The sequence below is a fragment of the Kastovskya adunca genome, assembly GCF_059505785.1.
The window spans coordinates 16,553-37,972 of sequence record NZ_JCACLG010000049.1; the positions used below are offsets into that span (position 1 = coordinate 16,553).

At 48.5% G+C, this 21,420-nt stretch carries 19 protein-coding genes and 2 pseudogenes; 11 read left to right on the plus strand and 10 right to left on the minus strand.

Annotated elements, in window-relative coordinates:
* The first annotated feature begins 164 nt into the window (after positions 1-164).
* The 3 genes from AC5JR3_RS18965 to AC5JR3_RS18975 all read left to right on the plus strand — a co-directional run bounded on the left by AC5JR3_RS18965 (position 165) and on the right by AC5JR3_RS18975 (position 2,415).
* Positions 165-749 (plus strand): thioredoxin family protein, encoded by a 585-nt coding sequence (locus AC5JR3_RS18965; RefSeq protein ID WP_495848122.1) that lies wholly within the window; start codon positions 165-167, stop codon positions 747-749.
* Positions 750-1,010: 261 nt separating this feature from the next.
* A complete protein-coding gene (locus AC5JR3_RS18970; RefSeq protein WP_495848123.1) occupies positions 1,011-2,081 on the plus strand; it encodes a molybdopterin-dependent oxidoreductase in 1,071 nt (356 codons plus the stop codon).
* A gap of 124 nt (positions 2,082-2,205) precedes the next feature.
* Positions 2,206-2,415: an LbetaH domain-containing protein gene (locus tag AC5JR3_RS18975; protein WP_495848124.1), complete on the plus strand. Its 210-nt coding sequence runs from the start codon at positions 2,206-2,208 to the stop codon at positions 2,413-2,415.
* Here AC5JR3_RS18975 and mfd read toward each other — a convergent pair.
* The gene (gene mfd / locus AC5JR3_RS18980; protein ID WP_495848125.1) at positions 2,412-5,915 is read right to left on the minus strand and encodes a transcription-repair coupling factor; all 3,504 of its coding nucleotides are present in this window, start codon (positions 5,913-5,915) and stop codon (positions 2,412-2,414) included. The genes AC5JR3_RS18975 and mfd overlap by 4 nt on opposite strands.
* Positions 5,916-6,196: 281 nt before the next feature.
* Between mfd and AC5JR3_RS18985 the strand changes: the two genes are divergently transcribed.
* On the plus strand, positions 6,197-7,504 hold the full coding sequence (locus AC5JR3_RS18985; protein WP_495848126.1) for a hemolysin family protein: 1,308 nt from the start codon (positions 6,197-6,199) through the stop codon (positions 7,502-7,504).
* A 212-nt stretch (positions 7,505-7,716) separates the two neighbouring features.
* Here the strand turns inward: AC5JR3_RS18985 and AC5JR3_RS18990 are convergent, their stop codons facing one another.
* On the minus strand, positions 7,717-8,010 hold the full coding sequence (locus tag AC5JR3_RS18990) for a hypothetical protein (protein WP_495848127.1): 294 nt from the start codon (positions 8,008-8,010) through the stop codon (positions 7,717-7,719).
* 852 nt (positions 8,011-8,862) lie between these two features.
* Between AC5JR3_RS18990 and murC the strand changes: the two genes are divergently transcribed.
* The 3 genes from murC (at position 8,863) to AC5JR3_RS19005 (ending at position 12,025) form a co-directional block, all read left to right on the plus strand.
* A complete protein-coding gene (gene murC / locus AC5JR3_RS18995) occupies positions 8,863-10,374 on the plus strand; it encodes a UDP-N-acetylmuramate--L-alanine ligase (RefSeq protein ID WP_495848128.1) in 1,512 nt (503 codons plus the stop codon).
* A 103-nt stretch (positions 10,375-10,477) separates the two neighbouring features.
* Positions 10,478-11,467 carry a UDP-N-acetylmuramate dehydrogenase gene (murB, locus tag AC5JR3_RS19000; protein WP_495848129.1) on the plus strand — a complete coding sequence of 330 codons (990 nt, stop codon included), beginning with the start codon at positions 10,478-10,480 and terminating at the stop codon, positions 11,465-11,467.
* A gap of 213 nt (positions 11,468-11,680) precedes the next feature.
* Positions 11,681-12,025 carry a YbaB/EbfC family nucleoid-associated protein gene (locus AC5JR3_RS19005; protein WP_495848130.1) on the plus strand — a complete coding sequence of 115 codons (345 nt, stop codon included), beginning with the start codon at positions 11,681-11,683 and terminating at the stop codon, positions 12,023-12,025.
* Positions 12,026-12,112: 87 nt separating this feature from the next.
* On the opposite strand, the gene AC5JR3_RS19010 is transcribed toward AC5JR3_RS19005, so the two are convergent.
* The gene (locus AC5JR3_RS19010) at positions 12,113-13,501 is read right to left on the minus strand and encodes an SGNH/GDSL hydrolase family protein (RefSeq protein WP_495848131.1); all 1,389 of its coding nucleotides are present in this window, start codon (positions 13,499-13,501) and stop codon (positions 12,113-12,115) included.
* A gap of 275 nt (positions 13,502-13,776) precedes the next feature.
* Between AC5JR3_RS19010 and AC5JR3_RS19015 the strand changes: the two genes are divergently transcribed.
* Complete coding sequence (locus tag AC5JR3_RS19015; RefSeq protein ID WP_495848132.1) at positions 13,777-14,268, plus strand: low molecular weight protein-tyrosine-phosphatase; 492 nt, start codon at positions 13,777-13,779, stop codon at positions 14,266-14,268.
* 11 nt (positions 14,269-14,279) lie between these two features.
* Here AC5JR3_RS19015 and AC5JR3_RS19020 read toward each other — a convergent pair whose 3' ends face one another.
* The 4 genes and pseudogenes from AC5JR3_RS19020 to AC5JR3_RS19035 form a co-directional block, all read right to left on the minus strand.
* Positions 14,280-14,969 carry a response regulator transcription factor gene (locus AC5JR3_RS19020; protein WP_495848133.1) on the minus strand — a complete coding sequence of 230 codons (690 nt, stop codon included), beginning with the start codon at positions 14,967-14,969 and terminating at the stop codon, positions 14,280-14,282.
* 236 nt (positions 14,970-15,205) lie between these two features.
* Positions 15,206-15,529 (minus strand): annotated as a pseudogene (locus AC5JR3_RS19025) (RNA-guided endonuclease IscB); the annotation flags it as partial.
* A gap of 117 nt (positions 15,530-15,646) precedes the next feature.
* Positions 15,647-15,802 (minus strand): annotated as a pseudogene (locus AC5JR3_RS19030) (RRXRR domain-containing protein); the annotation flags it as partial.
* 220 nt (positions 15,803-16,022) lie between these two features.
* Positions 16,023-16,520 carry a cupin domain-containing protein gene (locus tag AC5JR3_RS19035; protein WP_495848134.1) on the minus strand — a complete coding sequence of 166 codons (498 nt, stop codon included), beginning with the start codon at positions 16,518-16,520 and terminating at the stop codon, positions 16,023-16,025.
* A 132-nt stretch (positions 16,521-16,652) separates the two neighbouring features.
* On the opposite strand from AC5JR3_RS19035, the gene AC5JR3_RS19040 reads away from it, so the two are divergent.
* Positions 16,653-16,817, plus strand: a complete 165-nt coding sequence (locus AC5JR3_RS19040; RefSeq protein ID WP_495848135.1) for a hypothetical protein — start codon at positions 16,653-16,655, stop codon at positions 16,815-16,817.
* 66 nt (positions 16,818-16,883) lie between these two features.
* Here AC5JR3_RS19040 and AC5JR3_RS19045 read toward each other — a convergent pair whose 3' ends face one another.
* The 3 genes from AC5JR3_RS19045 to AC5JR3_RS19055 form a co-directional block, all read right to left on the minus strand.
* Positions 16,884-18,470 (minus strand): glucose-6-phosphate isomerase, encoded by a 1,587-nt coding sequence (locus AC5JR3_RS19045; protein ID WP_495848136.1) that lies wholly within the window; start codon positions 18,468-18,470, stop codon positions 16,884-16,886.
* A 177-nt stretch (positions 18,471-18,647) separates the two neighbouring features.
* Entirely contained in the window at positions 18,648-18,902 is a 255-nt protein-coding gene (locus AC5JR3_RS19050; protein WP_495848137.1) for a cytotoxic translational repressor of toxin-antitoxin stability system, read from the minus strand.
* Positions 18,903-18,950: 48 nt separating this feature from the next.
* Positions 18,951-19,178, minus strand: coding sequence for a hypothetical protein (locus AC5JR3_RS19055; RefSeq protein ID WP_495848138.1), 228 nt, complete (start codon positions 19,176-19,178; stop codon positions 18,951-18,953).
* A gap of 276 nt (positions 19,179-19,454) precedes the next feature.
* Between AC5JR3_RS19055 and AC5JR3_RS19060 the strand changes: the two genes are divergently transcribed.
* Positions 19,455-20,567 (plus strand): branched-chain amino acid ABC transporter permease, encoded by a 1,113-nt coding sequence (locus tag AC5JR3_RS19060; RefSeq protein ID WP_495848139.1) that lies wholly within the window; start codon positions 19,455-19,457, stop codon positions 20,565-20,567.
* 37 nt (positions 20,568-20,604) lie between these two features.
* Positions 20,605-21,417: an ABC transporter ATP-binding protein gene (locus AC5JR3_RS19065; RefSeq protein ID WP_495848257.1), complete on the plus strand. Its 813-nt coding sequence runs from the start codon at positions 20,605-20,607 to the stop codon at positions 21,415-21,417.
* The last annotated feature ends 3 nt before the right edge of the window (positions 21,418-21,420 follow it).

Sequence of the window (21,420 nt, forward strand, 5' to 3'; positions counted from 1 at the left end):
CGGAATTTTCGCGCCCCAGGGCTAGCTCTTTGAGTAGCTCTGCTTCAATTTAGAGAACGCCAAGTCAAGCATTGAGTCGCCAAAGTTAACAATTGCTGCTGGAATTTTCGCGTCCTGTGGAGGAACATAAGGGGCAGCGTAGTACCTTTTAAGGAGATAAAAGAATGGTGAAAACCGCCTCAACGATGTTGCCTTTGGGCACCCAAGCCCCAGATTTTCAGCTACCGGATATTGTCTCTGGCAAAACAATTTCTCTTTTGGACTTTCAAGGCAAACAAGCATTACTCGTGATGTTTATTTGCCGTCATTGCCCGTTTGTCAAGCATGTGCAGGCAGAACTTGCACAAATCGGTAAAGATTACACTGATAAAAATGTGGCGCTTGTGGCAATTAGTGCCAATGACGCCGAGAAGCACCCTGACGATGCACCGGAACAGCTTAAAGCAATGGCAACTGAGCTAGACTTTACCTTTCCGTTTTGCTACGACGAAAGTCAAGAGGTTGCCAAAACTTACACCGCCGCTTGCACTCCAGATTTCTTCCTCTTCGACGCTGAACAAAAGCTAGTTTACCGAGGTCAACTGGATGACAGCCGCCCCGGAAATGACCGCCCTGTAACAGGTAAAGATTTGCGATCGGCATTAGATTCACTGCTGGAATCTCAATCCGTGAACCCCGAACAAAAACCTAGTATTGGCTGCAACATCAAGTGGAAGCCAGGGAATGAACCTGCTTATTTTGGGGTTTAAGCTAATGGGGGGGGAAGGGTGAAGTGTGAAGGCTTCGACGTGAGACTTCGGCGTGAGCGCGGTTCCTGAGCACTTCGACAAGCTCAGTGTTCCACTTGCCGAAGGGCAGTCGAACGCTCAGCCGAACGTATGAAGTATGAAGTTTGAGAGATTTACTACCAGTTTTTCTCTCCCTCATCCCCTCATCCCCTAACTTGGACTTGGGGCTTAGCCGTTTCTTCTCCATCTTGATCGTCAATTCTCTTTAACTGAGCGCTTTTAATGCCTAAGAGCTTCGGGCTGCCGCTTGTTTTGTTCAGCTTGATAGTGATGGTGGTGTGTGGGTGTACGAACCAACCAAGCCCAGAGCAATTGGAGGCTTGGCGGAAAGATGCGATCGCCCACAATTTTGCTATGAATACTCTCCGAGAGCCGGATATAGAGCGACGCAACTGGCAATTGGAGATTCAGGGACAAACCACTCGCCAAACGCCAACCTACTTAAGCTTGCTGGAACTGAATGCACTGGCAACAACCATCACCCGCACTCGCGATCCGTACAATACCAATAACCCTAAACAAGTGTTCAACTTCCGTGGGGTTCCTGTTTCTGAATTGCTTGACTTGTTTGGTGTTGCCCCTAATGTCACCGAGGTTACCTTTGTTTCCCACGACGCTTACCGCGTCACTGTCAAGATTGCCGATTTGCGTCGCTACCCGCTCATGATCGCCATGGAACGCGATCGCGAAAAAATCTCTCGCATTGAAGGCGGGCCCCTTTATCTGATCTTTCCCTATACAGAATTCCCGGAAATTGAAGCAAAGTATAGCGATCGCTATTGGGCCTTTTATGTCACAAACATGATCGTGGGAACTGAACCATTGCAGCTGAAAGTTAGCGATTGCCGTCGCTCTTGCCCAAAAGGCGATCGCCACGCTAGCCGGAACAATACCAAAGTCCTGACGGCGGACACTCTAGCGAAACTGCCCCAAGTCACCATTAATCAAGCCGTTGGCTACCGAATTGGTTGGCCCATCGGTAAGGTAAAACTCCATGGCGTGCGCGTCAGTGATGCTCTGGCGGCGGCGGGAGTAATGCTTCCGGCAAAGGGTGCTGCAATTGTTCGTGGAAAAGCACCAATTTACCGCGACTCTAATTACCCAATTCGCTTAGACGCTGCCGAAATCAAAAACTGTAGTCTGATGCTGGCGACTCATTGGGGAGACGACCGAAAACCAATCCCCGCTAATATGGGCGGCCCTCTAACTCTTGCTCTTCCTAATTCTTGTAAAGCTACATCGGATGACCGACGCTGGCTAAGCTTCGTTGAGGAACTGGAAGTTGGTTACTAGCCTTTTCTGTTTCCCAAAGTAATTGAGGGAACCATCAAGCGCGATCGCCTGCAAGCGGCTCAAGTAGAGTTAGCACAGTCGCTATACTCGCGTAGTATCCGTATCGGCAAGAACCTAAACACAGATGACACTCATTGTGCTTCATGGCCCGCTTGAAGTCGGAGATCACCTCACAATCGGGGATGATGCCGTGCTATTTCGCTCTCAGCTTGGTGATAACGTCACCATTGGGACTGGAGCGATAGTCGTTGGCGTGACACTGCGCGATGGAGTGCAAGTGCCCAAAGGAGCAGCGATCGCCACTCAGGAGCAGGCAAATGCCTTGTCAACTTAAACGGGAGCAAGTTCTGGTAACGCCCCTTGCATTTTCTCTAAAGCACTAATGAGTTGTTCGAGTTGCTGTTCTGCTTTGAGAACACCTAAGCCTCGGACGGTAACTTTACTAGGACTGTAGACAAAGCGGGTTTTGAGATGTTGGGGTAATTTCTCTTGCAGCAAGTTCCAGGCAGGTTCCTCCATGGGGGTTTCCATAATAATGTGCTGTTTGCCTTCGGGTTTGATGCGAGAAAAGCCGAGTTTTTTCGCCAGTTGTTTGAGTTCCACGACGCGCAGCAGTTGCTGGGCAGCCGGAGGCACAGCACCGTAGCGATCGCTCCAATCCGCCGCTAGCTGCACTAGCTCTTCTTTGGAGTTGGCAGAAGCCACTCCCCGGTAAGCACTCATCTTCTGGTCTAAATCTGGGATGTAGTCAGCGGGAATGAAGGCGGTGAGGTTGAGGTCAATTTGCGTATCATCAACGCGGGGGATTTCTTGCCCTTGAATCTCCCGAATCGCCTCTTGCAGCATTTCCATATAGAGATCAAAGCCAATTGCCTCCATTTGCCCAGATTGTTCAGCCCCCAGAAGATTACCAACGCCCCGGATTTCCATATCGCGGGTTGCCAGTTGGTAGCCGGAACCGAGTTGTGTAAATTCCTGAATCGCTCGCAGGCGCTTCCGGGCAGCTTCGGACAGCACAGAAGCTCGCGGGTACAGCAACCAGGCATGGGCTTGGATGCCTGCACGACCGACTCGTCCCCGCAACTGATAAAGCTGAGAAAGACCCAATTTTTGAGAATCTTCAATCACAATCGTGTTAACTCTAGGGATATCTAACCCGGACTCAATAATGGTCGTGCAAACAAGGACATCCGCTTCCCCAGAACTGAAGGTAAGCATGATCGATTCCAGTTCAGCGGCATCCATTTGACCGTGAGCGATCGCCAATCTTGCCCCTGGTACCATTTCTCGGAGTTGAGTCGCGATCTCTTCAATCCCCGCGATCCGGGGTACGACATAAAACACCTGTCCTCCTCGGTCGAGTTCTGTACGAATTGCACTGCGAATCGCTTCCGGCTCGTAGGGAGCCAGGTGAGTTTTAATCGGACGGCGAGAGGGAGGTGGGGTGGTAATCAAGCTCATTTCTCGCACTCCCGATAAGGACATATAGAGGGTGCGGGGAATGGGGGTGGCAGTGAGAGTCAGAACATCTACCTGAGTTTTGAGCGCCTTAATTTTCTCTTTCTGGTTAACCCCAAATCGCTGTTCTTCGTCCACTACTAGCAACCCTAACTCCCGGAATTCCACGCCTTTCCCCAACAATTGATGCGTCCCGACTACCACATCTAGTTCTCCTGTCATCAAGCGGCTTTGAATATTTCGCCGTTCTTCAGCGCTGCGGAAGCGGTTTAGTAAGCCGACGTTGATGGGGTAGGGGGCAAAGCGTTCTTTTAGGGTGTGGTAGTGCTGCTGGGTAAGGATGGTAGTGGGAGCTAGGACAGCAACTTGCTTTCCGGCGGTAATGACTTTGAAGATGGCGCGAATTGCCACTTCGGTTTTGCCGAAACCAACATCTCCACAAATCAAACGATCCATGGGGCGATCGCTTTCCAGATCTCGCTTCACATCCTGCACCGCTTTCAATTGATCGGGAGTGGGTTGGTAAGGAAACGAATCTTCCAACTCCTCCTGCCAGGTAGAATCCTCAGGATAGGCATAACCGGGACGTTGGGCGCGTTGAGCATAGAGCTGTAGCAAATCTACTGCCAGTTTCTTAATGCTCTTGCGAACGCGACTTTTCGTTTTCTCCCAGGCTTTGCTCGACATTTTGTTGAGTTCTGGCGGGCGATCGCCAGTATGCCGAAACCGCGACAAAGCCCCCAACTGATCGGCCGCCACTCGCAGCAACCCATCGGCATACTGCACCACCAGATACTCGCGGGTTTCGTTATTGATGGTGAGGCTTTCCAGCTTGAGAAATTTGCCGACGCCGTGGTTTTTATGCACCACATAATCCCCCAGACGCAGCTTGTTGGGGTCAACTTGCTTCGAGGCGGCGCGGCGACGCTTGCGGACATAACCCGGCGTTGCTAGGGTGTGCTGCCCAAAGAATTCGCGGTCTGTCACCACCACAATGCGGAAGGTGGGCAGGATGAAGCCTTCCAGTTCTGCCAAGCCGGAATACTTCACCGCAACAGGGACGTGTTGAACTTGTAACTTATCGATGGCTGGATAGTCGCGGGGGTTGGGGACAAACTGAGCCGGACAGTCATGTTCTTGCAATAGGGCAACGGAACGGCTCGGCTGGGCAGAAACTAGCCAAATCGCAAAATTACGCAGTCCGTCGCCACTATGTTCTCCCCGCAACACCTCGGCTAACTTGGCAAACTGATGCGGGGTAGTGGGAATCGGACGTGCGGCTAAGTTCAGCCCTGAGTCTCGATTTGGCAACTCTTCTACGAGTTCTGAAAGATGCAAAATTGCCGGTTGTCTCATATCTAGCAGGCAATCGTCAAAACGGCGGTGCAGACGGGGCAAGGGTGGGGTAATTGCCGCTAATTGTTCGTCTGCATATTCACAAGCGCGATCGCTGTGGGCACAGCATTGTTCTGGCTCATCAATGGCAACCAGCGTATCGATGCTCAGATAGTCAAGTAAGGAGGCGGGCTTTTCAAACGCTATGCCTAAAAAGCGACGCATTCCTTCTGGAGGAGTACCTGCGTCCAAAGCCTCTTGTTCTTCTGGAGAAAGATAAGCTTTGACTTGTTCCCCTCCAGCCTGATTTAGAGCATCGAGCACAATGGTGCCAAAATCCGTTGGCGTCAGCACTAGGCGCTCAATCTTATCCAAAGAACGTTGAGTCACGGGGTCAAATTCCCGTAACTGCTCTAAGTCATCCCCAAACCACTCCAGCCGCACGGGCAACTCTGCGGCTACTGGGAAGATATCCACAATGTCACCGCGCCGACTCCATTGACCTTCCGTTTCCACCAATGGCACGCGGTCATAACCCAAACGGGCAAATTTTTCATCCACGCTTTTCGAGTCCCAAGTCATGCCCCGTGTCAAAGTGAGACAGTAGGGCGCGAAATCAGCAACGGGAGGCAAGTGTTTTTGTAGTGCCGCTTGCGTCGCTACAATTGCGGTTCGCCTGTTGTTTTTGGCAACGGATGACTGAGCACTAACTAAATCAGCCAAGACCTGCATTTGTCCCCAAGTGATTTCTGATTCGGGGTCAAACTGCTCATACAACGATGCTTCTGAGGTGGGGTAAAAATGCACCGTTCCCCAGTTCATTGCTTCTAGTTGGGCTGTCCAGCGGCTGGCTTCTTCCAAGGTGGCACACACGACAAATAGGTTCTGTGCCTGGGCTTTGGCGAGTGCTGAGGCAACCAATCCTTTGGGTAACCGAGGAATGCCCGTGAGCCGCAACACTTGCTGCTGATGGAGCTTGGAGAGCAGTTCTTTGGTCAGTGGCGATCGCTCTAGGGTGCGGATGATCGAAGAGAATGCCATGTGTTCGCAGAAGATGTAACGCAGTGAGTAAACGAACGATAGACCTTAATGGGCTTTTACCCACAAGGTGCAGGAGATGAAAATATCGAGTCTAATCACCAACGACCAACTGCGGACGCCGGATGATTTTTAAACTTCGAGAATGTCTACCTGTTTCAACCATTGTAGAAGTCTTAACCAACTCTCAAAGTCTGACTCTATCAAGGGGTGATACTTGTCTTCCTTTAATACTGGATACTAGAACATTAGGCAGACTTATCGCCTCTACTCATAACTCGCTCATGTTCTCCGTCACCGTCGAAATTCTTTTCGTTCTCCTGCTCATCCTTGCTAATGGCATTTTTGCCATGTCTGAGCTGGCGATTGTCTCCGCCCGCAAAGCTCGCCTGCAACAGTTGGCAAATCAAGGCAGTGCCAAAGCTCTCCAAGCTCTAGAGTTAGCAAATTCCCCTAATCAATTTTTTTCTACAGTTCAAATTGGAATTACGCTCATCGGCACGTTAGCTGGTGCTTATGGGGGTGCCACCATTGCTGAGAAGCTAGCCATTAAGTTGAGACAGATTCCGTTTCTCGCCGCTAATGCCTCAACGATCGCGCTAGTTTTCGTTGTTGTCAGCATCGCTTATCTTTCTCTCGTCATTGGCGAACTCGTACCCAAGCGTCTGGCATTAAGTAACCCAGAACGAATTGCCGTAACGGTGGCGGCACCCATGCGTGTTTTTGCCACACTCGCTGCACCCATTGTAAATTTGTTGAGCTACTCCACAGATATGGTGCTGCGCTTTTTGAACGTTCAACCTTCTGCCGAGCCAGAAGTCACTGAGGAAGAAATCAAGATCCTCATTGAGCAAGGTACTGAGGCAGGAACGTTGCAAGAAGCAGAACAAGAAATGCTTAATCGAGTGTTTCGTTTAGGCGATCGCCGAGTTAGTGCTTTGATGACGCCACGTCCGGAGATTGTTTGGTTAAACCTAGACAATTCCTTTGAAAGCAATCGCCAAATTATCCTGAATACTACCCACACGCGATTTCCGATCTGCCAGGGAGAACTGGATAACGTCTTGGGGATCATCAAAGTCAATGACTTACTCGCTCGCTGTCTAGTTAATGAACCCCTCGATCTGACAGCAGAATTGCGACGCCCGTTGTACGTACCAGAAAGCACACCCGCTTTGAAAATTTTGGAGTTGTTCAAGCAATCCAGCACCCACATCGCGCTTGTGGTTGATGAGTATGCGGTGATTCAGGGTTTAGTTACCCTAAACGACATTCTTGAAGAAATTGTTGGCGATATTCCCTCCATTGAGCAAATTGACGAACCGCAAGTCGTCAAACGGGAGGATGGTTCTTGGCTAGTCGATGGCATGGTACCTGTGGAAGAGTTTTTTGAACTGTTTGACGTCACAGAGTTATCTAAAGAGCAACGCAACAACTATCACACGGTTGGAGGCTTCGTTGTCACTCAACTTGGACGTATCCCTACAGCCGCTGATTACTTTGATTGGCGGGGAATGCGAATCGAAGTCATGGACATGGATGGCAATCGGGTTGATAAGGTGCTAGTCGTGTTCAACACCGATGACCAATAGTGGGTAAAAAATCACCAATAAAACTCCATCCCTATTGATATCCATAAAGGAAATGCCCAGGAACACCTCAAGCAAGGTTCTATGACTTGTGTAGCAAGTCCAGTCTACCGAGTTGAATCCGTTGGATGGTTTCTCTGTTGCTGTAAGCGAGGGGTTTCCCCATCAATCAGCAAGACCAATTTTGTCATGAGCGATCGCTATTTCCCTGAATCTTATCCGTTGGCACTTTGCTGTTCACGTTCTGATTCGACAATATCGTCTTGCTGAGTCGTTCTTACAGGCTTCAAGAACAGCCAACTGACAAAAAAGAAAGAGGCTGTAGACAGTTGGATCAGATCCCATGCGGATAAGTAGCCGTCAGAGAAGGAAGCAATGCTTCTATCTGTGATGCCAAAAAGCCAAGATGAGATGCCAAAAAGCCAAATGGCATTTCTGAGCTTACCTAGGAAAACAGACTGTTCTAAGGGTTGCTGCTTGGTGGTTGATTTTGCTGTGTTTTCTAACATCACTCTTAAGGAAGGGTAATTTACAGGCTTAAGGGGGTTGATTGATGCCTTCCCTCCTTTGTTTTCCTAAATTAAGAAATGTTTCACTTTCTTGCCATAAGTCCAAAGAGGTACACCCCCCTCTCAAAGTCTAACTGATCAACCTGCAAGTCTTTCTAGACAGGGATTTATACCTAATCATAAAAATTCCAAATCAAACCTAAAGAATTTCTGATGAATTTAGATCTTTTTAGACAAATAAGCTAATGATGCAGGCGATCGCCCAAAGCCCGTCAGTGGCTGGGTATGAATAAACGCCAGATCCCATCGCGCCTCAACACACCCAGCCTCAGCTAGTGCATAAATCCTGCGAAATTTAAACTAATTTAGCTAAGTCACGCTGTAGGGCAGCTTTAGCGTATAGACTACTTCGTGAGTGTGTAGCGTTCCGTCAGGACGTAACCCACCCAATCACTTGAGTCAGGCTAATCAAAGGTTTCTACAGAACACCAGAGAGGCACTTTCCTTTTAGGAGGCGATTTGAAGAGCGATCGCACATTATCCATCCAGAAAATTACTTTCTTAATGTGGCGAGCTACTACTTCGAGTCTGACCGTTGGAATTTCAATTAACTATGTCCTTTTTGGGAGAAAAATTCCTGACTAATTCCAATTCTTTCTGTCTATTGATAAAACAGTCTGAGGAAAGAAAAATTATGTATGGCGACCGGGCAAAAGAGGCATCTGAAACGGAAAAAACTAGGAAATTCGCCTAGATCTATACTTTGATGTATCTTGAAAAATCAATTCTTGATATGATAGCGCGTGTCATTGACACGGTGGGCATGTTTGGTGTGGTGTGTAAGGAGAGAAGATGCCGAATACTGTTGATTTTAGTGGTAAGCCATTCCATTTCATCGGTATTGGTGGGATTGGAATGTCAGCCATTGCCTACGTTCTAGCAAAGCGCCAGCTCCCTGTATCTGGCTCGGACATTCGTTCATCGCATATTACTCAACGCTTAGAAGCCGTCGGCGCGCGTCTGTTTGGCAGCCAAGATGCTACTAACATTGAATTTTTTCAATCAGTCACCGACAAATCCAGTGAGGTACCGACTGCGGTAGGTAGTAGGGTAACAACTGAAGTCGCGACAGGAAAGCCAAAGTCTTACATTCCCTTGGCAGTTGAGAAAGTGGCAGCAAGCCTACCTCAAGTAATTTGTTCAACAGCCATCAACAGCCTTAATTTGGAGTATCAAGCAGCAATTGAAAAAGGCTGTCCAATTTTTCATCGCTCAGATGTACTGGCTGCCTTGATTCAAGATTACCAAAGCATTGCTGTTGCTGGGACTCACGGCAAAACAACCACCAGTAGTTTGATCGGGTACATGCTACTGGCAGCAGGGCTAGACCCGACAATTGTAGTGGGTGGTGAAGTCAAGGCTTGGGAAGGAAATGCCCGTCTGGGTCATGGCCCCTATCTAGTGGCTGAAGCGGATGAATCGGATGGCTCTTTAGCCAAACTCTCTGGCAAGATTGGCGTAATTACCAATATAGAGCTGGATCATCCTGACCACTACAAGTCGTTGGATGCGGTTATTAAAACCTTCCAGACCTTTGCAAATCGCTGTCAAACTCTAGTGGGTTGTATTGATTGCGATGTAGTCAGAGAAAAAACCAAGCCGACTATTAGTTACAGCCTGCGGCGGGATCTGGGAGCTAACTACAGTGTCGATCTGATCCGCTATGACTCCAGTGGGACGACGGCGAGAGTCTGGGAAAATGACGAAATTTTGGGTGAACTACAGGTTAAATTACTGGGTTCGCACAACCTCAGCAATGCGCTTGCAGCCGTTGCAGTGGGGCGTCAGTTGGGCTTAGAGTTTGAAACCATTTCTTCAGCGATCGCCAGCTTTGAAGGAGCCAAACGCCGCTTTGAGTATCGGGGTGAAATCAACGGTATTTCCTTTATCGATGACTACGCCCACCACCCTAGCGAAATCCGTGTCACCCTCGCGGCTGCTCGTTTGCGAGTCAAGGAAGGCGGAAGAGTTGTAGCGATTTTCCAACCTCACCGTTACAGCCGCACCCTCACCTTTTTAGAAGAATTTGCTCAATCCTTTGATAGTGCCGACTTGGTGGTTGTTAGTGATATTTATAGTGCAGGGGAACCTGATTTAGGGGAAGTTAACGCGCAACAGCTTGTTAAAGCGATCCTCGCTCACCAGCCCAATGTGTACTACGAACCCTCTTTAAACGCTATTTATCAGCGTTTGACAAAACTTCTTCAACCGAATGATTTTGTGCTCTTCCTGGGAGCAGGCAATCTTAATCAAATCATTCCAGAAGTGATCGGCTTCTACCAAGAAGCTCACAAAGCCACTTAACAGGCTGACACAGGTAAGGTGGATTCACTCTTGCTTCTCAAGCAGCTCTTTAGCTCTCCAGTTCAATCGCGTAGACTCATCGGCATCAAGCACGCCTAGCTATATGACCCTGTCTCATGAATCAAAAAGCGTAAAATGCGCTACCTCTAGCTTCACCAAGCGGAAAAATTCCCTCTTCTCGCCGCCAGAACTGTACCTACCCGGAACTCAATGTGCGTTGCGATCGCAAGTTTCCCTAGCCAGCTTGACCTCTTTTCGAGTAGGAGGCCCGGCAGAATGGTACGTTGCTCCCCGATGCATTGAAGATTTACAAGCCAGTTACCAGTGGGCGAGATCCGAGGGTTTATCCCTAACCCTATTAGGTGCTGGTTCTAACCTGTTAGTGAGCGATTGTGGACTTCCCGGTTTAGTCCTTGGGACTCGCCACCTGCGGCATACCAAATTTGATCCCGAAACGGGGCGCGTTACCGTGGGCACAGGCGAACCCATTGCCCGCTTAGCTTGGCAAGCTGCCGAACGCGGTTGGCAAGGTATGGAGTGGGCAGTCGGTATTCCAGGAACGATTGGCGGTGCCGTCGTCATGAATGCTGGTGCTCACCAGAGCTGCACTGCCAATATCTTGGTAGAGGTGCAAGTTCTCTGTGCGGATGGCACAACTCAAACACTGACTCCCCAAGACTTAGGCTTTAGCTACCGTTCCTCACTTTTACAAGGAGATAGTCGTCTGGTAACTCAGGCGACTTTTCAGTTGCAGCCTGGTGCCGATCCCGTCCAAGTTTTGGCAACAACTACCAATCATTTAGAACAACGCAAGCGCTCTCAGCCCTATCACTTGCCAAGCTGCGGTAGCGTTTTCCGGAACCCCACCCCTCACCCAGCGGCTTGGTTAATTGAACAAATTGGGCTAAAAGGCTACACAATTGGCGGGGCTCAAGTTGCCGAGCGTCATGCCAACTTTATTCTTAATTGTGGTGGTGCAAAAGCGAGTGATATTTTCCAGATCATTCGCCATGTACAGCAACAAGTAGAACAACACTGGTCGCTTTCTCTAGAGACAGAAGTGAAAATCTTAGGCGATTTTCAACTGGCTTAGAGGTAGTCACTCGGTTCATCAGACTAAAGTTGCCACGCTCCCAGGCTCTAACGCTTTGTTCAGTCAGTGTGCCGCTCACCCAAGCAGCGATCGCTACTTTAATGCTGTCTGTCTATTGAATATCCCAGATCCGATTGCTGCTTAGGGTGTCATATAAACTAGACTGAAAACTAACGCGACATCAGTGACCAATTCACACAGAGTTAGATAGTTATGGCAAAAGGACAAGGATTCGGCTTCGGTTTAGGCAAGATGAAAGAACTAACCGAGGCATTCAAAAAAGCCCAGCAAGTACAGCAAGGTGCCAAAGAACTTCAGGAACAACTGGAGCAGATGGAGATAGAAGGCACCAGCGATGATGGACTAGTTAAGGTTGTCATGAGTGGTAACCAAGAACCCCTGCGGGTAGAAATTTCGCCGGATGCTCTAGGGCAAGGAGCAGAAGCACTTGCGGCTAGTGTCACCACGGCAATGAAATCTGCCTATGACACATCCACCGCCACCATGCGGGAACGTATGGAAGAGCTAACCAGTGGGCTAAATCTACCGGGAATGTAAGTAATATCGTTTCTAGTAATTGTCTCCCCCAACGTTATGCTCTGGGGGAGATAATTTGATGGAATTTTTGAGATTTGCCTTTCAATGTCACTCCGGCTTAGGAAAAGAAACTTGCAGTTTTGGTACTGCCGCGATCGCCTGATAAAAGCGCTCCGCTAGTACAGAATGTCCTGCTTCCGTCAAATGCACCGCATCATAAAAGGCACGCTCAGGAAAGTCTTCGTACAAATCGTAAAAGTTTAGGGTTTTGACATTGTTGGGATACGTCTTTTGAAGCTGTTGTCTAGAAGTTTCTAAGGCAGCATACCCCCGTTGTACTCGTTCCCTGTAGTCCGAACCGAGTTCCGAGAGCATTTCCTGTTCTCTAGGATCAATCTGGCTAGTGCCGCGTCCGGTAATTTCAGGCTGCACTGCCACGATTAAAGGAATATTTGCCCCCGTCGTTAAGCGGATGATTTGCTTGATGTGCTGACGGTAGCGGGCTGCTCGACGATTTAATTCTTCCTCATCAGCGGCTAAACGTTTTGCCAAGGGTATTGTCTCTTCCGTTGCCACTAAACTCAGCCGACTTACAGAAGGTTGAGGACGCAATATCCAGTATTGCGTGGCTTTGACTAAATAAGTATCTGCGATCGCCTCATCCAACTGCTGCTTCAGATACGTCCAAAAATGCCCTGGCGCGTTATTGAGGAAAGCTTCGCTTTTGGGAATATCTGTTGCCACATTCTGACTCGGCAACATCAAGTCAGTGTAGCCATCCAAAACCAGAATCATATCTGGGCTGTAGGGCAAAACTTGCAGCGCCAACTGTGCTATCTCATTGCCAGAGGCGTAGCCAGGTACAGCAGCATTAATCACCCGGTACTGACCTTCTTGAATCCGTGGCGGCAAGGTAAGCGCTTTGTCCAATTCCGATTTAAAGTAGGGCGATGTTAACGGGCGATACTTCTCTGGAGAACGCTTTTGTTGTGCTACCCGTTCGTTGAGACGCTTTTCTAGCTTACTCGCGAAAGTGGCTTGATTACTGGCATTCCACTGACCAAAAGCTGTAGAGCCACCTAACAGAAAAATCCGAATCTCATTTTCAGGTTTTGCCAACGGTACGGGCTGGTCATCACGGAAACCTTGCTCATTAATGCTCCAGAAATTACTTTCTTGCTTGCCCATTAAGCTGTAGCCGCCAGCTAGACTCCGTTGAGCAGCTAGGCTTCCTTGATCTGGTAAACCCTGATAGGGCTGCTGGCTAGGGCTAAGAAACTTCAAGTTGTAAGCCGTAATAATAGCGCTCTCCCCTTCATAGGCGGCTAGTTCTGCATTTTTTCCAGCCACACCAACTAAAAGCCTTACCAGTAGTTCCAGAAGAATCAAAATCAGGGGGATAGACAGAAGAATGATGAGAGGCTTCTGGCGCGATGTCTGTGACGAACTTCGCCAACGCCGATTTTTGCTGTAAGAGTTTCGGCGGGATGTAAACATCAGTAATTTCCTCAAATCATCTACAAATTAAAAGCCGCCTCTCTGGGGGAGAAAAACGACATTGCTCCAGCTTACTAGGGCTGGGGATCAGCAGCTAGAGAGTAACTAGAGAGCAAGAAATAATACCATGTGCGATCGCGATATCCGTTATTACTGCCATACCAATGTGGGGCAGCTTCGTTGCTAAACTTAACATTAATGCCGGACACCGATCCGGGAAAAGGATCTAGTTTTCCCACCCCCTTGCTAATTGTCGTCTCAATCAATATTGACTGATGCCTTACAAGTTACTTTTTGTCTGCCTAGGAAATATCTGCCGATCGCCCTCGGCAGAAAATATCATGAACCACCTGATTGAGCAAGCAGGACTGAGTCAAAGCATCGTTTGTGACTCTGCTGGTACAGGAGGATATCATATTGGCGCTTCCCCAGACCAACGAATGACCGCCGCTGCAAAGCGTCGAAACATTTTCCTCCGAGGAAAAGCACGGCAATTTCAAACGTCTGATTTTGAGGATTTTGACTTAATTTTGGCAATGGATCGGGAGAATTACACTGATATTCTTTCTCTAGATCCAACAGGTCGCTATCAGGACAAGGTACGACTAATGTGTGAGTTTGCCTCCCATCACAACGCCCAAGAAGTTCCTGACCCCTACTATGGCGGTGCAGAAGGTTTTGATCAGGTAATCAGTTTACTGCTAGACGCTTGTGAGGGTTTACTCAAGCAGATTGTTAAGCAAGAGCAATTAGTCTCTAAGGGATAACAGACAACTCGTTAATTTACTAAACGGTTTTCCATCGCGAAGCGGACAAGTTCGGCACGATTATTGGTTTGGGTTTTTCTCAGGAGACTAGACACATACTTTTCTACTGTTCGAGGACTGAGGTGGAGTTGATTGCCAATTTCGGGGTTAGATAGTCCTGTCGTCAGGAAATCTAAAACTTGCTGTTCTCGCTTGGTGAGATGAAAGTCCTCAGCGATAGGCGAGGCGCTTGGCTTGTGCAACTCATGGGAATTTTTTGACGTTGCTGCCGATTTTTCCGCAGGAGCGTTCCCCTCAGGTGAAGAAAAACGCCACTCCGACTGGATCATTTGCGATCGCTCTAACAGATTGCGAATTACCGCTCCCAACTCCTGCATCTCGAAGGGTTTAGGTAAATACATATCGCATCCCAATTGATAACCGCGAATTCGTTCCTCTGTAGTGCTGCGTTCCGTGAGGAAAACCACGGGTAAAAGCCGAAAAACAGGACGCTGGCGAACTGCACGCACCAACTCATAACCGTCCATCCTCGGCATGTTGATGTCTGTGACAATCAGGTGAGGATGGTAGGTATCGATCAAGGACAACGCCTTTTGACCATCCTCAGCCGTAACGACTGAGTAGCCAGACATCTCCAAGTAATCGCTGACAGAAAGGCGGGTTCCCAGGTTGTCATCGGCAACCAGGATGAGCAATGGCATAAGATACCGAATAAAAGCAAATCTATTCTTAAGCTAGGTCAAGTCTGCTCATAAATGCAGGAAATTTTAATTATTCCTGTAAAGACGCGATCATTAACGAGCCTACTTACCGCCTCCCTAGCCTAACTGAAAATCTATGCCACTGAGCAAGCTTACTTACCTCACCAGAAAACGAGCGAGAAGCCCTTGGCTTTAGACATAGGGAGGAAAGCGGCAGTGACTTCAGTCGCCTTGAATCAGAATCCATAGGAGTAACCATCCTTTTTGTGAATTGCTTGGCAATATTTGTGGCTAATACCAGCCACTCTTCCCGATGAAGTGGCAATATCAAAATTGCCAGAAGCGCGGCAAAGAACCCGCCCCACATAGAAGCCGATTTTCTTACCTGTTGTAACTGTTGCTGCAACAAGGTCTCCAGTCTGAAAGCCTTTATGAATCTGCATCCGTGAGCGATGCCGAGTGGGAAACCCATACTTATCAGTGCCGCACATCTGGCGGGTTCCATGCCCTTTTGCCGCAATCAGCAACGGTTTTGAGGTCAGCACTTCAAGCGAATCGACACTTCGGCCTGAGCGTGGTTCCTGAGCTTGCCGAAGGGCAGTCGCATTGCCCTGAGCGTGTCGAAGGGAAGGGTCAGTGACCACACTTCGGCAAGGTGGAACACTGAGCTTGTCGAAGTGCTCAGTGACCACTGCCTTGTTCAAAATAATCGTAAAGGGATAGCGGCGAAATACCGCTGCTTTTCCCGCTTTTAATAATGACCTTGCCATCCCGGCTGTACAGAGTGAGAGCGGTTGGCGATTGGTATCCACTACAAAGACAAAGTTAGACATTGTTGCGTCTCCTCTAATTGCTCGTAACGTTCGCTTCGCCAATGTTTTCCAGGCTTGTTGGGTTGGCTGCACTTCCTTAACCCACTACAGATGTTTAACAACCAACGATAGAGCTACAAACTAGCGACGCATTTGTAGGTATCATGACGCGTGAAAACGTAGACCTCGAAGGTCTTAGGCTGGTCATGTTGTGGCTTGTATCCCGCTAGAATCGGGCAGTCTACAAGCCCCTGCCTTTAGGCATGGGGTTCATGACAGGTCTTTCAGACATGAAAATTGAATGTTGAGTGTAGTTAAGCTGTTCGGTCAACTTTGCCTGAGCAACTGCTAAATCGTAAGGAAAAGGTCGTTTAAGAGGGCGATAATCTCGCTCGTGAGCAGACCCGTGACGCAGTACAGCATTCACCAGTACACGAGGCTCAGAACTAAGGTTAATTGCCCCATGAGGAACACCCGGAGGAATTTTTACCAAAATAGGCTGATATTCACTCAAAGGAATGTACTGATAGCAGCGGTTCTGCAACACTACCAGTATAAAACTTCCCCGAACGACTAATAATTGATCGGTCTGAAAGCGATGGACAAATAAATCATCAACGGTTGCTGCTGGAATCTGTACCAGCATCGTCTCATGGCTGGACTGAGGGGTGTAAAACTCAGTCATTCCTCCTTTGATACTCTCCAGTAGACGAACCTCTATCCCATTAATTAAGGCCATACCACGCATCCTACTAAGTTGAGCCTAAGCTCTAACTTAAGTCAGCAACATCTAAAATATTGTTACTGAAACGACAATCCGTGCGTCTTCGTGGTATAGAAACGAAAAAATGAGACTTGTGGTTGTGTTTGGGTGGGCAAAGTGGCGATCGCGTCGGCTGTGTTCAACACATTTCTCAACCCCGCATCACACAGTAGTATTCACCTGATGACTTGCCAGCGTTGCCAAACCCCACCCAATATCATCAGCGTTATGGCGGCTCAACAACACCGTTTACAGCTAAAAAAAGTGACTTGATTGAGTAGGTGAAGTACTGTCAGTGAATTGAGTGCAGTTCTCAAGCAGTACTTCACAACCTGGCGATTAACTAGCAGACACCATCAAGCTGCTGGGTTCTCCTATATTGCCTTGTAAGACGACGTGCCGCTTGTTGGCTTGGAGGTGACGGAGGATTTTGTAAATGGCTTCAATCTCCTCAGTTGCCCCGGCTTTCTGGGCGACAACGGTGAGAGGCATCGGGGCATCAGCTTCCTGGAGTACCTCCATCACCCTTTTTTGTAAGTCTAGAATCGCTGCTGCTGCTTTCTTCCCGGCTTCCACCCCTGGCTGGTGGTAGGCATTGACGTTGATCAAGAAACCATAAAGTCCCACAGCACGCTCGTAAAGTGCAATTAACGCGCCTACAGTCTTAGGGCTGACCTGGGGGATGGTGAGAGTGATAGAATCTCGATGATTTTCATAGAGTGCTTTGCGAGTTCCCTGCAACAAACCGGATAAATAGTCCCCAGAAGTGACACCGGGTTCAATTTCTGGAGAGGTTCCCTTACGGTCTTCTAGCACTTCAATGAGAGTCGCAAAGAAATTGGCAACACCTTCTCGCAGTTGCTGGACGTAGGCATGTTGATCGGTGGAGCCTTTGTTGCCGTAAACCGCGATTCCCTGATGAACGGTATTGCCATCTAAGTCTTTTTCCTTCCCTAGAGATTCCATCACCAACTGTTGCAGGTAACGGGAAAAAAGTAGCAAGCTATCTTTGTAGGGCAAGACGACCATATCTTTTTCTCCCTTGCCATTTCCAGTAAAGTACCAGGATAAAGCTAGCAAGGCAGCCGGATTTTTCTTGATGTCATGGATACGGGTGGCAGCATCCATTTCTTTGGCACCCGCTAGAATTTCGCGAATATTGATGCCTTGGAGTGCCGCCGGGAGGAGTCCCACTGCGGACATTTCTGAGGTGCGTCCGCCAATCCAGTCGTACATGGGGAATCTTGCCAGCCAGCCTTCCGATTTAGCGAGTTGATCGAGGTTACTGTCTCTCCCCGTGATGGCGACAGCGTGGGGAGCAAAGTTAAGGTTCTGTGACTCGTAGGCTTTCTTAACTTCGCTCATGCCGTTACGGGTTTCTGGCGTCCCTCCTGACTTGGAGATGACAAGAACTAGCGTGCGGTCAAGGCGGTCTTGTAGTCTGGTGAGAGTAGCATCAATCCCAGCGGGATCAGTGTTGTCGATGAAGTGAAGCACCATGGGTGGAGAGAGGGGAGCGATCGCCTCAGAGACAAACTGCGGCCCTAAAGCCGAACCACCGATACCAATCGAAATAATATCAGTAAATTTGAAGCTTCCTGGCGGATGCATCGCACTGGAATGAACCTTTGCAGTAAAGGCTTCAATCTCTTCTAGGGTGGAAATGATTTCTTGCCGGATTTCTGGGGAGGGAGCTAAATCTGGGTCACGCAGCCAATAGTGACCAACCATGCGATTTTCATCAGGATTAGCGATCGCCCCCTTCTCTAGGGCATCCATATCCTTAAATGCTTTCTCAAGCTGAGGTTGCATCGCCTCCACAAAGGCATCATCAAATCGTATACGGCTGACATCAAGATAAAAATTTAATCCTTCGTGGTAATAAAGCCAGTCCTGGTAACGTTGCCAGAGTGCAGCGGTGTCCATAAAGTAGCTCTCAATCTTCGTTTTTTCTCACTCACAAGTTTAAGATACGCCCTTGTCTATCCGAACTTGCATACAGGGAATATAAAGATCGCGATGAATAGAGGTTAGGGAGATGAGGAGAACTGATAACCTCCTCCATACTTCACCCCTCCTCAGCACTCAGCACTAATGTCAACTCTAGATGTTTGGTTTTGGTAAAACCCGCAGGAACTTAACAATGTGCCCTGTCACTTCAATGGCGATGATGTAGTTATCGATTGTAAATCGGTAAAAAATTGCATTGGAGCTAAGACGATGTAGTTCTGGCAGATTTTGAAGCTCGATCTCCTTGAACTCTTTAAAGACAAATTCATAGATCCGTTGATAGGCAGCAGACTCTAAATTTTTCAGGTCGCGCAAAAAAGACCGAGCATAGCGCACTTCAATGCTCACACCAGTACACCTTGAAAATTAATGACCTCTCCCAGCTTGGGCTTCCCATCAGCCCTTTAAAAAAAAATGTAGTATTTGTAGTGCTTCTTCGTGAGTCAGGATATCACCTGGGCTGATCGTTCGCTTGGCTTCCTGAACGGCTCTGAGCATGTAAAGGTCATAATAAAGCGGTTGTAAGGCACTCCATGCATCTTCCAAGTTGTCGTCGCTCAGTTGAGCAATTACGTCAGGGAGTTGTTCTATCAGGTGCTGTAATCGATCTCTAAGCAAATTCATGGCATATCTCTAGGAAAGAACTTTCAATGGTTTAAGCGAAAGAAAGTCTGAGGAGTGATTTTCTATAGGGCTAATCCAGCTACTGCGGTACAATCCGATCGCCATCTGTAAACGATGCCATAGCAGTCCTAAATCATTGGCGATCGCGCATGATAGGGAGCTATATGCCCCTACACCGCCATAGATATTTGATCAATCATCTAGAATTGCTATATTTCCCGATTGCTCATTTCTTTTCAAAAAATGGGCGAGTTAATTTGTCAGGTTTGCAAGGTAATGGTTAATTATCTAGTTTTTTTAGTCATTTCTGCGGCAACGTTCGCGCTGTTTAGCTTGGGCTTAAATTTGCAGTGGGGCTATACGGGGCTGATCAACTTCGGTCATGTTGCCTTTATGACAATAGGGGCTTATGCCACAGTTTTATTGACGGCAGCGGGAATACCGTTGATTTTCGCCGTGTTAATCGGTGCGGTTTTATCAGCGGGGTTGGGGTTGCTGATCGGAATATCAACCTTGCGCTTAAGGGAAGATTACCTGGCAATTGTCACAATTGGCGTTTCGGAAGTCGTGCGTCTGGTGGCATTAAATGAAGAGTGGCTGACTAGAGGGTCATTTGGGGTGCAAAACTACCCCTTACCCTTAGCAGATTTTCGCCCGAACCTGTTGGGGAAGGGAATTTTGATTGCCCTGCTGACACTGGTGGTCATTTTTGCATTTTGGCGATTGGGGAGGGTAGTCAAGCGGCACTGGCAGACACTGCAAAGTCAACAAGAGAAGCAAAACTATCAACACATCGGCTTGATTGTACTCGCGGCGGCGATCGCCATTTGTGGAGTAGTACTGTACCGTGCAGGGGTGATTGCACTTTACAACTACAGTTCTAGAGCCGGATTAATGCTGGTGTCGGTGATGACGTTGGCGGTAGTGTACTGGCTTTTGGAAATCGCCGTGCGATCGCCCTGGGGTAGAATCCTCAAAGCCATCCGTGAAGATGAGCAAGTCCCTAAAGCCTTGGGAAAAAATGTCTTTTGGTATAAGTTACAGGCGTTGATGTTAGGAGGAGCGATCGCGGGAATTGCCGGAGCGTTCTATGCATGGCAACTGACCACGGTTTATCCAACTAACTTTGAGCCGCTAATCACCTTCTATGCCTGGACAATCGTCGTTTTAGGTGGAGCAGGTAGCAATGCCGGGGCTATCTTAGGGGCGATAATTTTCTGGGCATATTCCGAGGGGACTCGCTTTTTCTTACCTCAACTAGCATTCATCGAGGCTGACCGTTTGGGAGCCTTTCGGATTATGATAATTGGCTTGATTTTAATGCTGCTGATGCTTTGGCGACCCCAGGGTATCTTGGGGAAAAAGGAGGAACTTACCCTTGGTCGATAATTCATCTACTTCCCCCAACTGGGACATTAATCTTCCCTTGAGTCAAAGTGAAGAAGCTAGTGTAGCAGCAGTAAGACAGCAAAAACCTAATGCCGCGCCCTTACTAGCAGCTAGTAAACTTAGCAAAAGCTTTGGCGGTGTTAGAGCGGTGGATAATGCGGAAATTCAGGTGCCGCAAGGCAGCATTACCGGGCTAATTGGCCCCAATGGTGCCGGGAAAACGACCTTATTTAATCTGTTATCAAGCTTTATCCAACCTGACTCCGGACAAGTCCTGTTTGATGGAGAACCCATCCAGAACTTGCAACCCCATCAAATTGCCCAGCAGGGAATGGTGCGGACATTTCAGGTGGCGCGGGTGCTGTCTCGGATGTCGGTGATGGAGAACATGCTGCTGGCCGCTCAAAAACAAACCGGAGAGAACTTCTGGAACGTTTGGTTACAACCCCGGAAGCTGCGACAAGAGGAGCGAAAACTGCAACGTCAGGCAATGGAGGTTTTGGACTCTGTGGGCTTGGCGAGTAAGGCAGAGGACTATGCCGGGGCGTTGTCAGGAGGGCAGCGCAAGTTGTTGGAAATTGCCCGGGTATTGATGACGCAACCCAAGTTAATTTTGCTGGATGAACCCGCCGCTGGGGTGAATCCGACGCTGATTAATCAAATTTGCGAGCACGTAGTGAGGTGGAATCGGGAAGGAATGACGTTTTTGATTATCGAACACAATATGGATGTGATTATGTCGTTGTGCGATCGCGTCTGGGTATTAGCAGAAGGACGCAATCTCGCTGACGGCACCCCAACCGAAATTCAGCAAAACAACGCCGTTTTAGAAGCCTACCTCGGTCAATAACCT

Bases quoted from the DNA above. Each gene is read 5' to 3' on its own strand.
- AC5JR3_RS18965 (WP_495848122.1), top strand. From the start codon at position 165: ATGGTGAAAACCGCCTCAACGATGTTGCCTTTGGGCACCCAAGCCCCA.
- AC5JR3_RS18970 (WP_495848123.1), top strand. From the start codon at position 1,011: ATGCCTAAGAGCTTCGGGCTGCCGCTTGTTTTGTTCAGCTTGATAGTG.
- AC5JR3_RS18975 (WP_495848124.1), top strand. From the start codon at position 2,206: ATGACACTCATTGTGCTTCATGGCCCGCTTGAAGTCGGAGATCACCTC.
- mfd (WP_495848125.1), bottom strand. From the start codon at position 5,915: ATGGCATTCTCTTCGATCATCCGCACCCTAGAGCGATCGCCACTGACC.
- AC5JR3_RS18985 (WP_495848126.1), top strand. From the start codon at position 6,197: ATGTTCTCCGTCACCGTCGAAATTCTTTTCGTTCTCCTGCTCATCCTT.
- AC5JR3_RS18990 (WP_495848127.1), bottom strand. From the start codon at position 8,010: ATGTTAGAAAACACAGCAAAATCAACCACCAAGCAGCAACCCTTAGAA.
- murC (WP_495848128.1), top strand. From the start codon at position 8,863: ATGCCGAATACTGTTGATTTTAGTGGTAAGCCATTCCATTTCATCGGT.
- murB (WP_495848129.1), top strand. From the start codon at position 10,478: ATGACCCTGTCTCATGAATCAAAAAGCGTAAAATGCGCTACCTCTAGC.
- AC5JR3_RS19005 (WP_495848130.1), top strand. From the start codon at position 11,681: ATGGCAAAAGGACAAGGATTCGGCTTCGGTTTAGGCAAGATGAAAGAA.
- AC5JR3_RS19010 (WP_495848131.1), bottom strand. From the start codon at position 13,501: ATGTTTACATCCCGCCGAAACTCTTACAGCAAAAATCGGCGTTGGCGA.
- AC5JR3_RS19015 (WP_495848132.1), top strand. From the start codon at position 13,777: ATGCCTTACAAGTTACTTTTTGTCTGCCTAGGAAATATCTGCCGATCG.
- AC5JR3_RS19020 (WP_495848133.1), bottom strand. From the start codon at position 14,969: ATGCCATTGCTCATCCTGGTTGCCGATGACAACCTGGGAACCCGCCTT.
- AC5JR3_RS19035 (WP_495848134.1), bottom strand. From the start codon at position 16,520: ATGGCCTTAATTAATGGGATAGAGGTTCGTCTACTGGAGAGTATCAAA.
- AC5JR3_RS19045 (WP_495848136.1), bottom strand. From the start codon at position 18,470: ATGGACACCGCTGCACTCTGGCAACGTTACCAGGACTGGCTTTATTAC.
- AC5JR3_RS19055 (WP_495848138.1), bottom strand. From the start codon at position 19,178: ATGAATTTGCTTAGAGATCGATTACAGCACCTGATAGAACAACTCCCT.
- AC5JR3_RS19060 (WP_495848139.1), top strand. From the start codon at position 19,455: ATGGTTAATTATCTAGTTTTTTTAGTCATTTCTGCGGCAACGTTCGCG.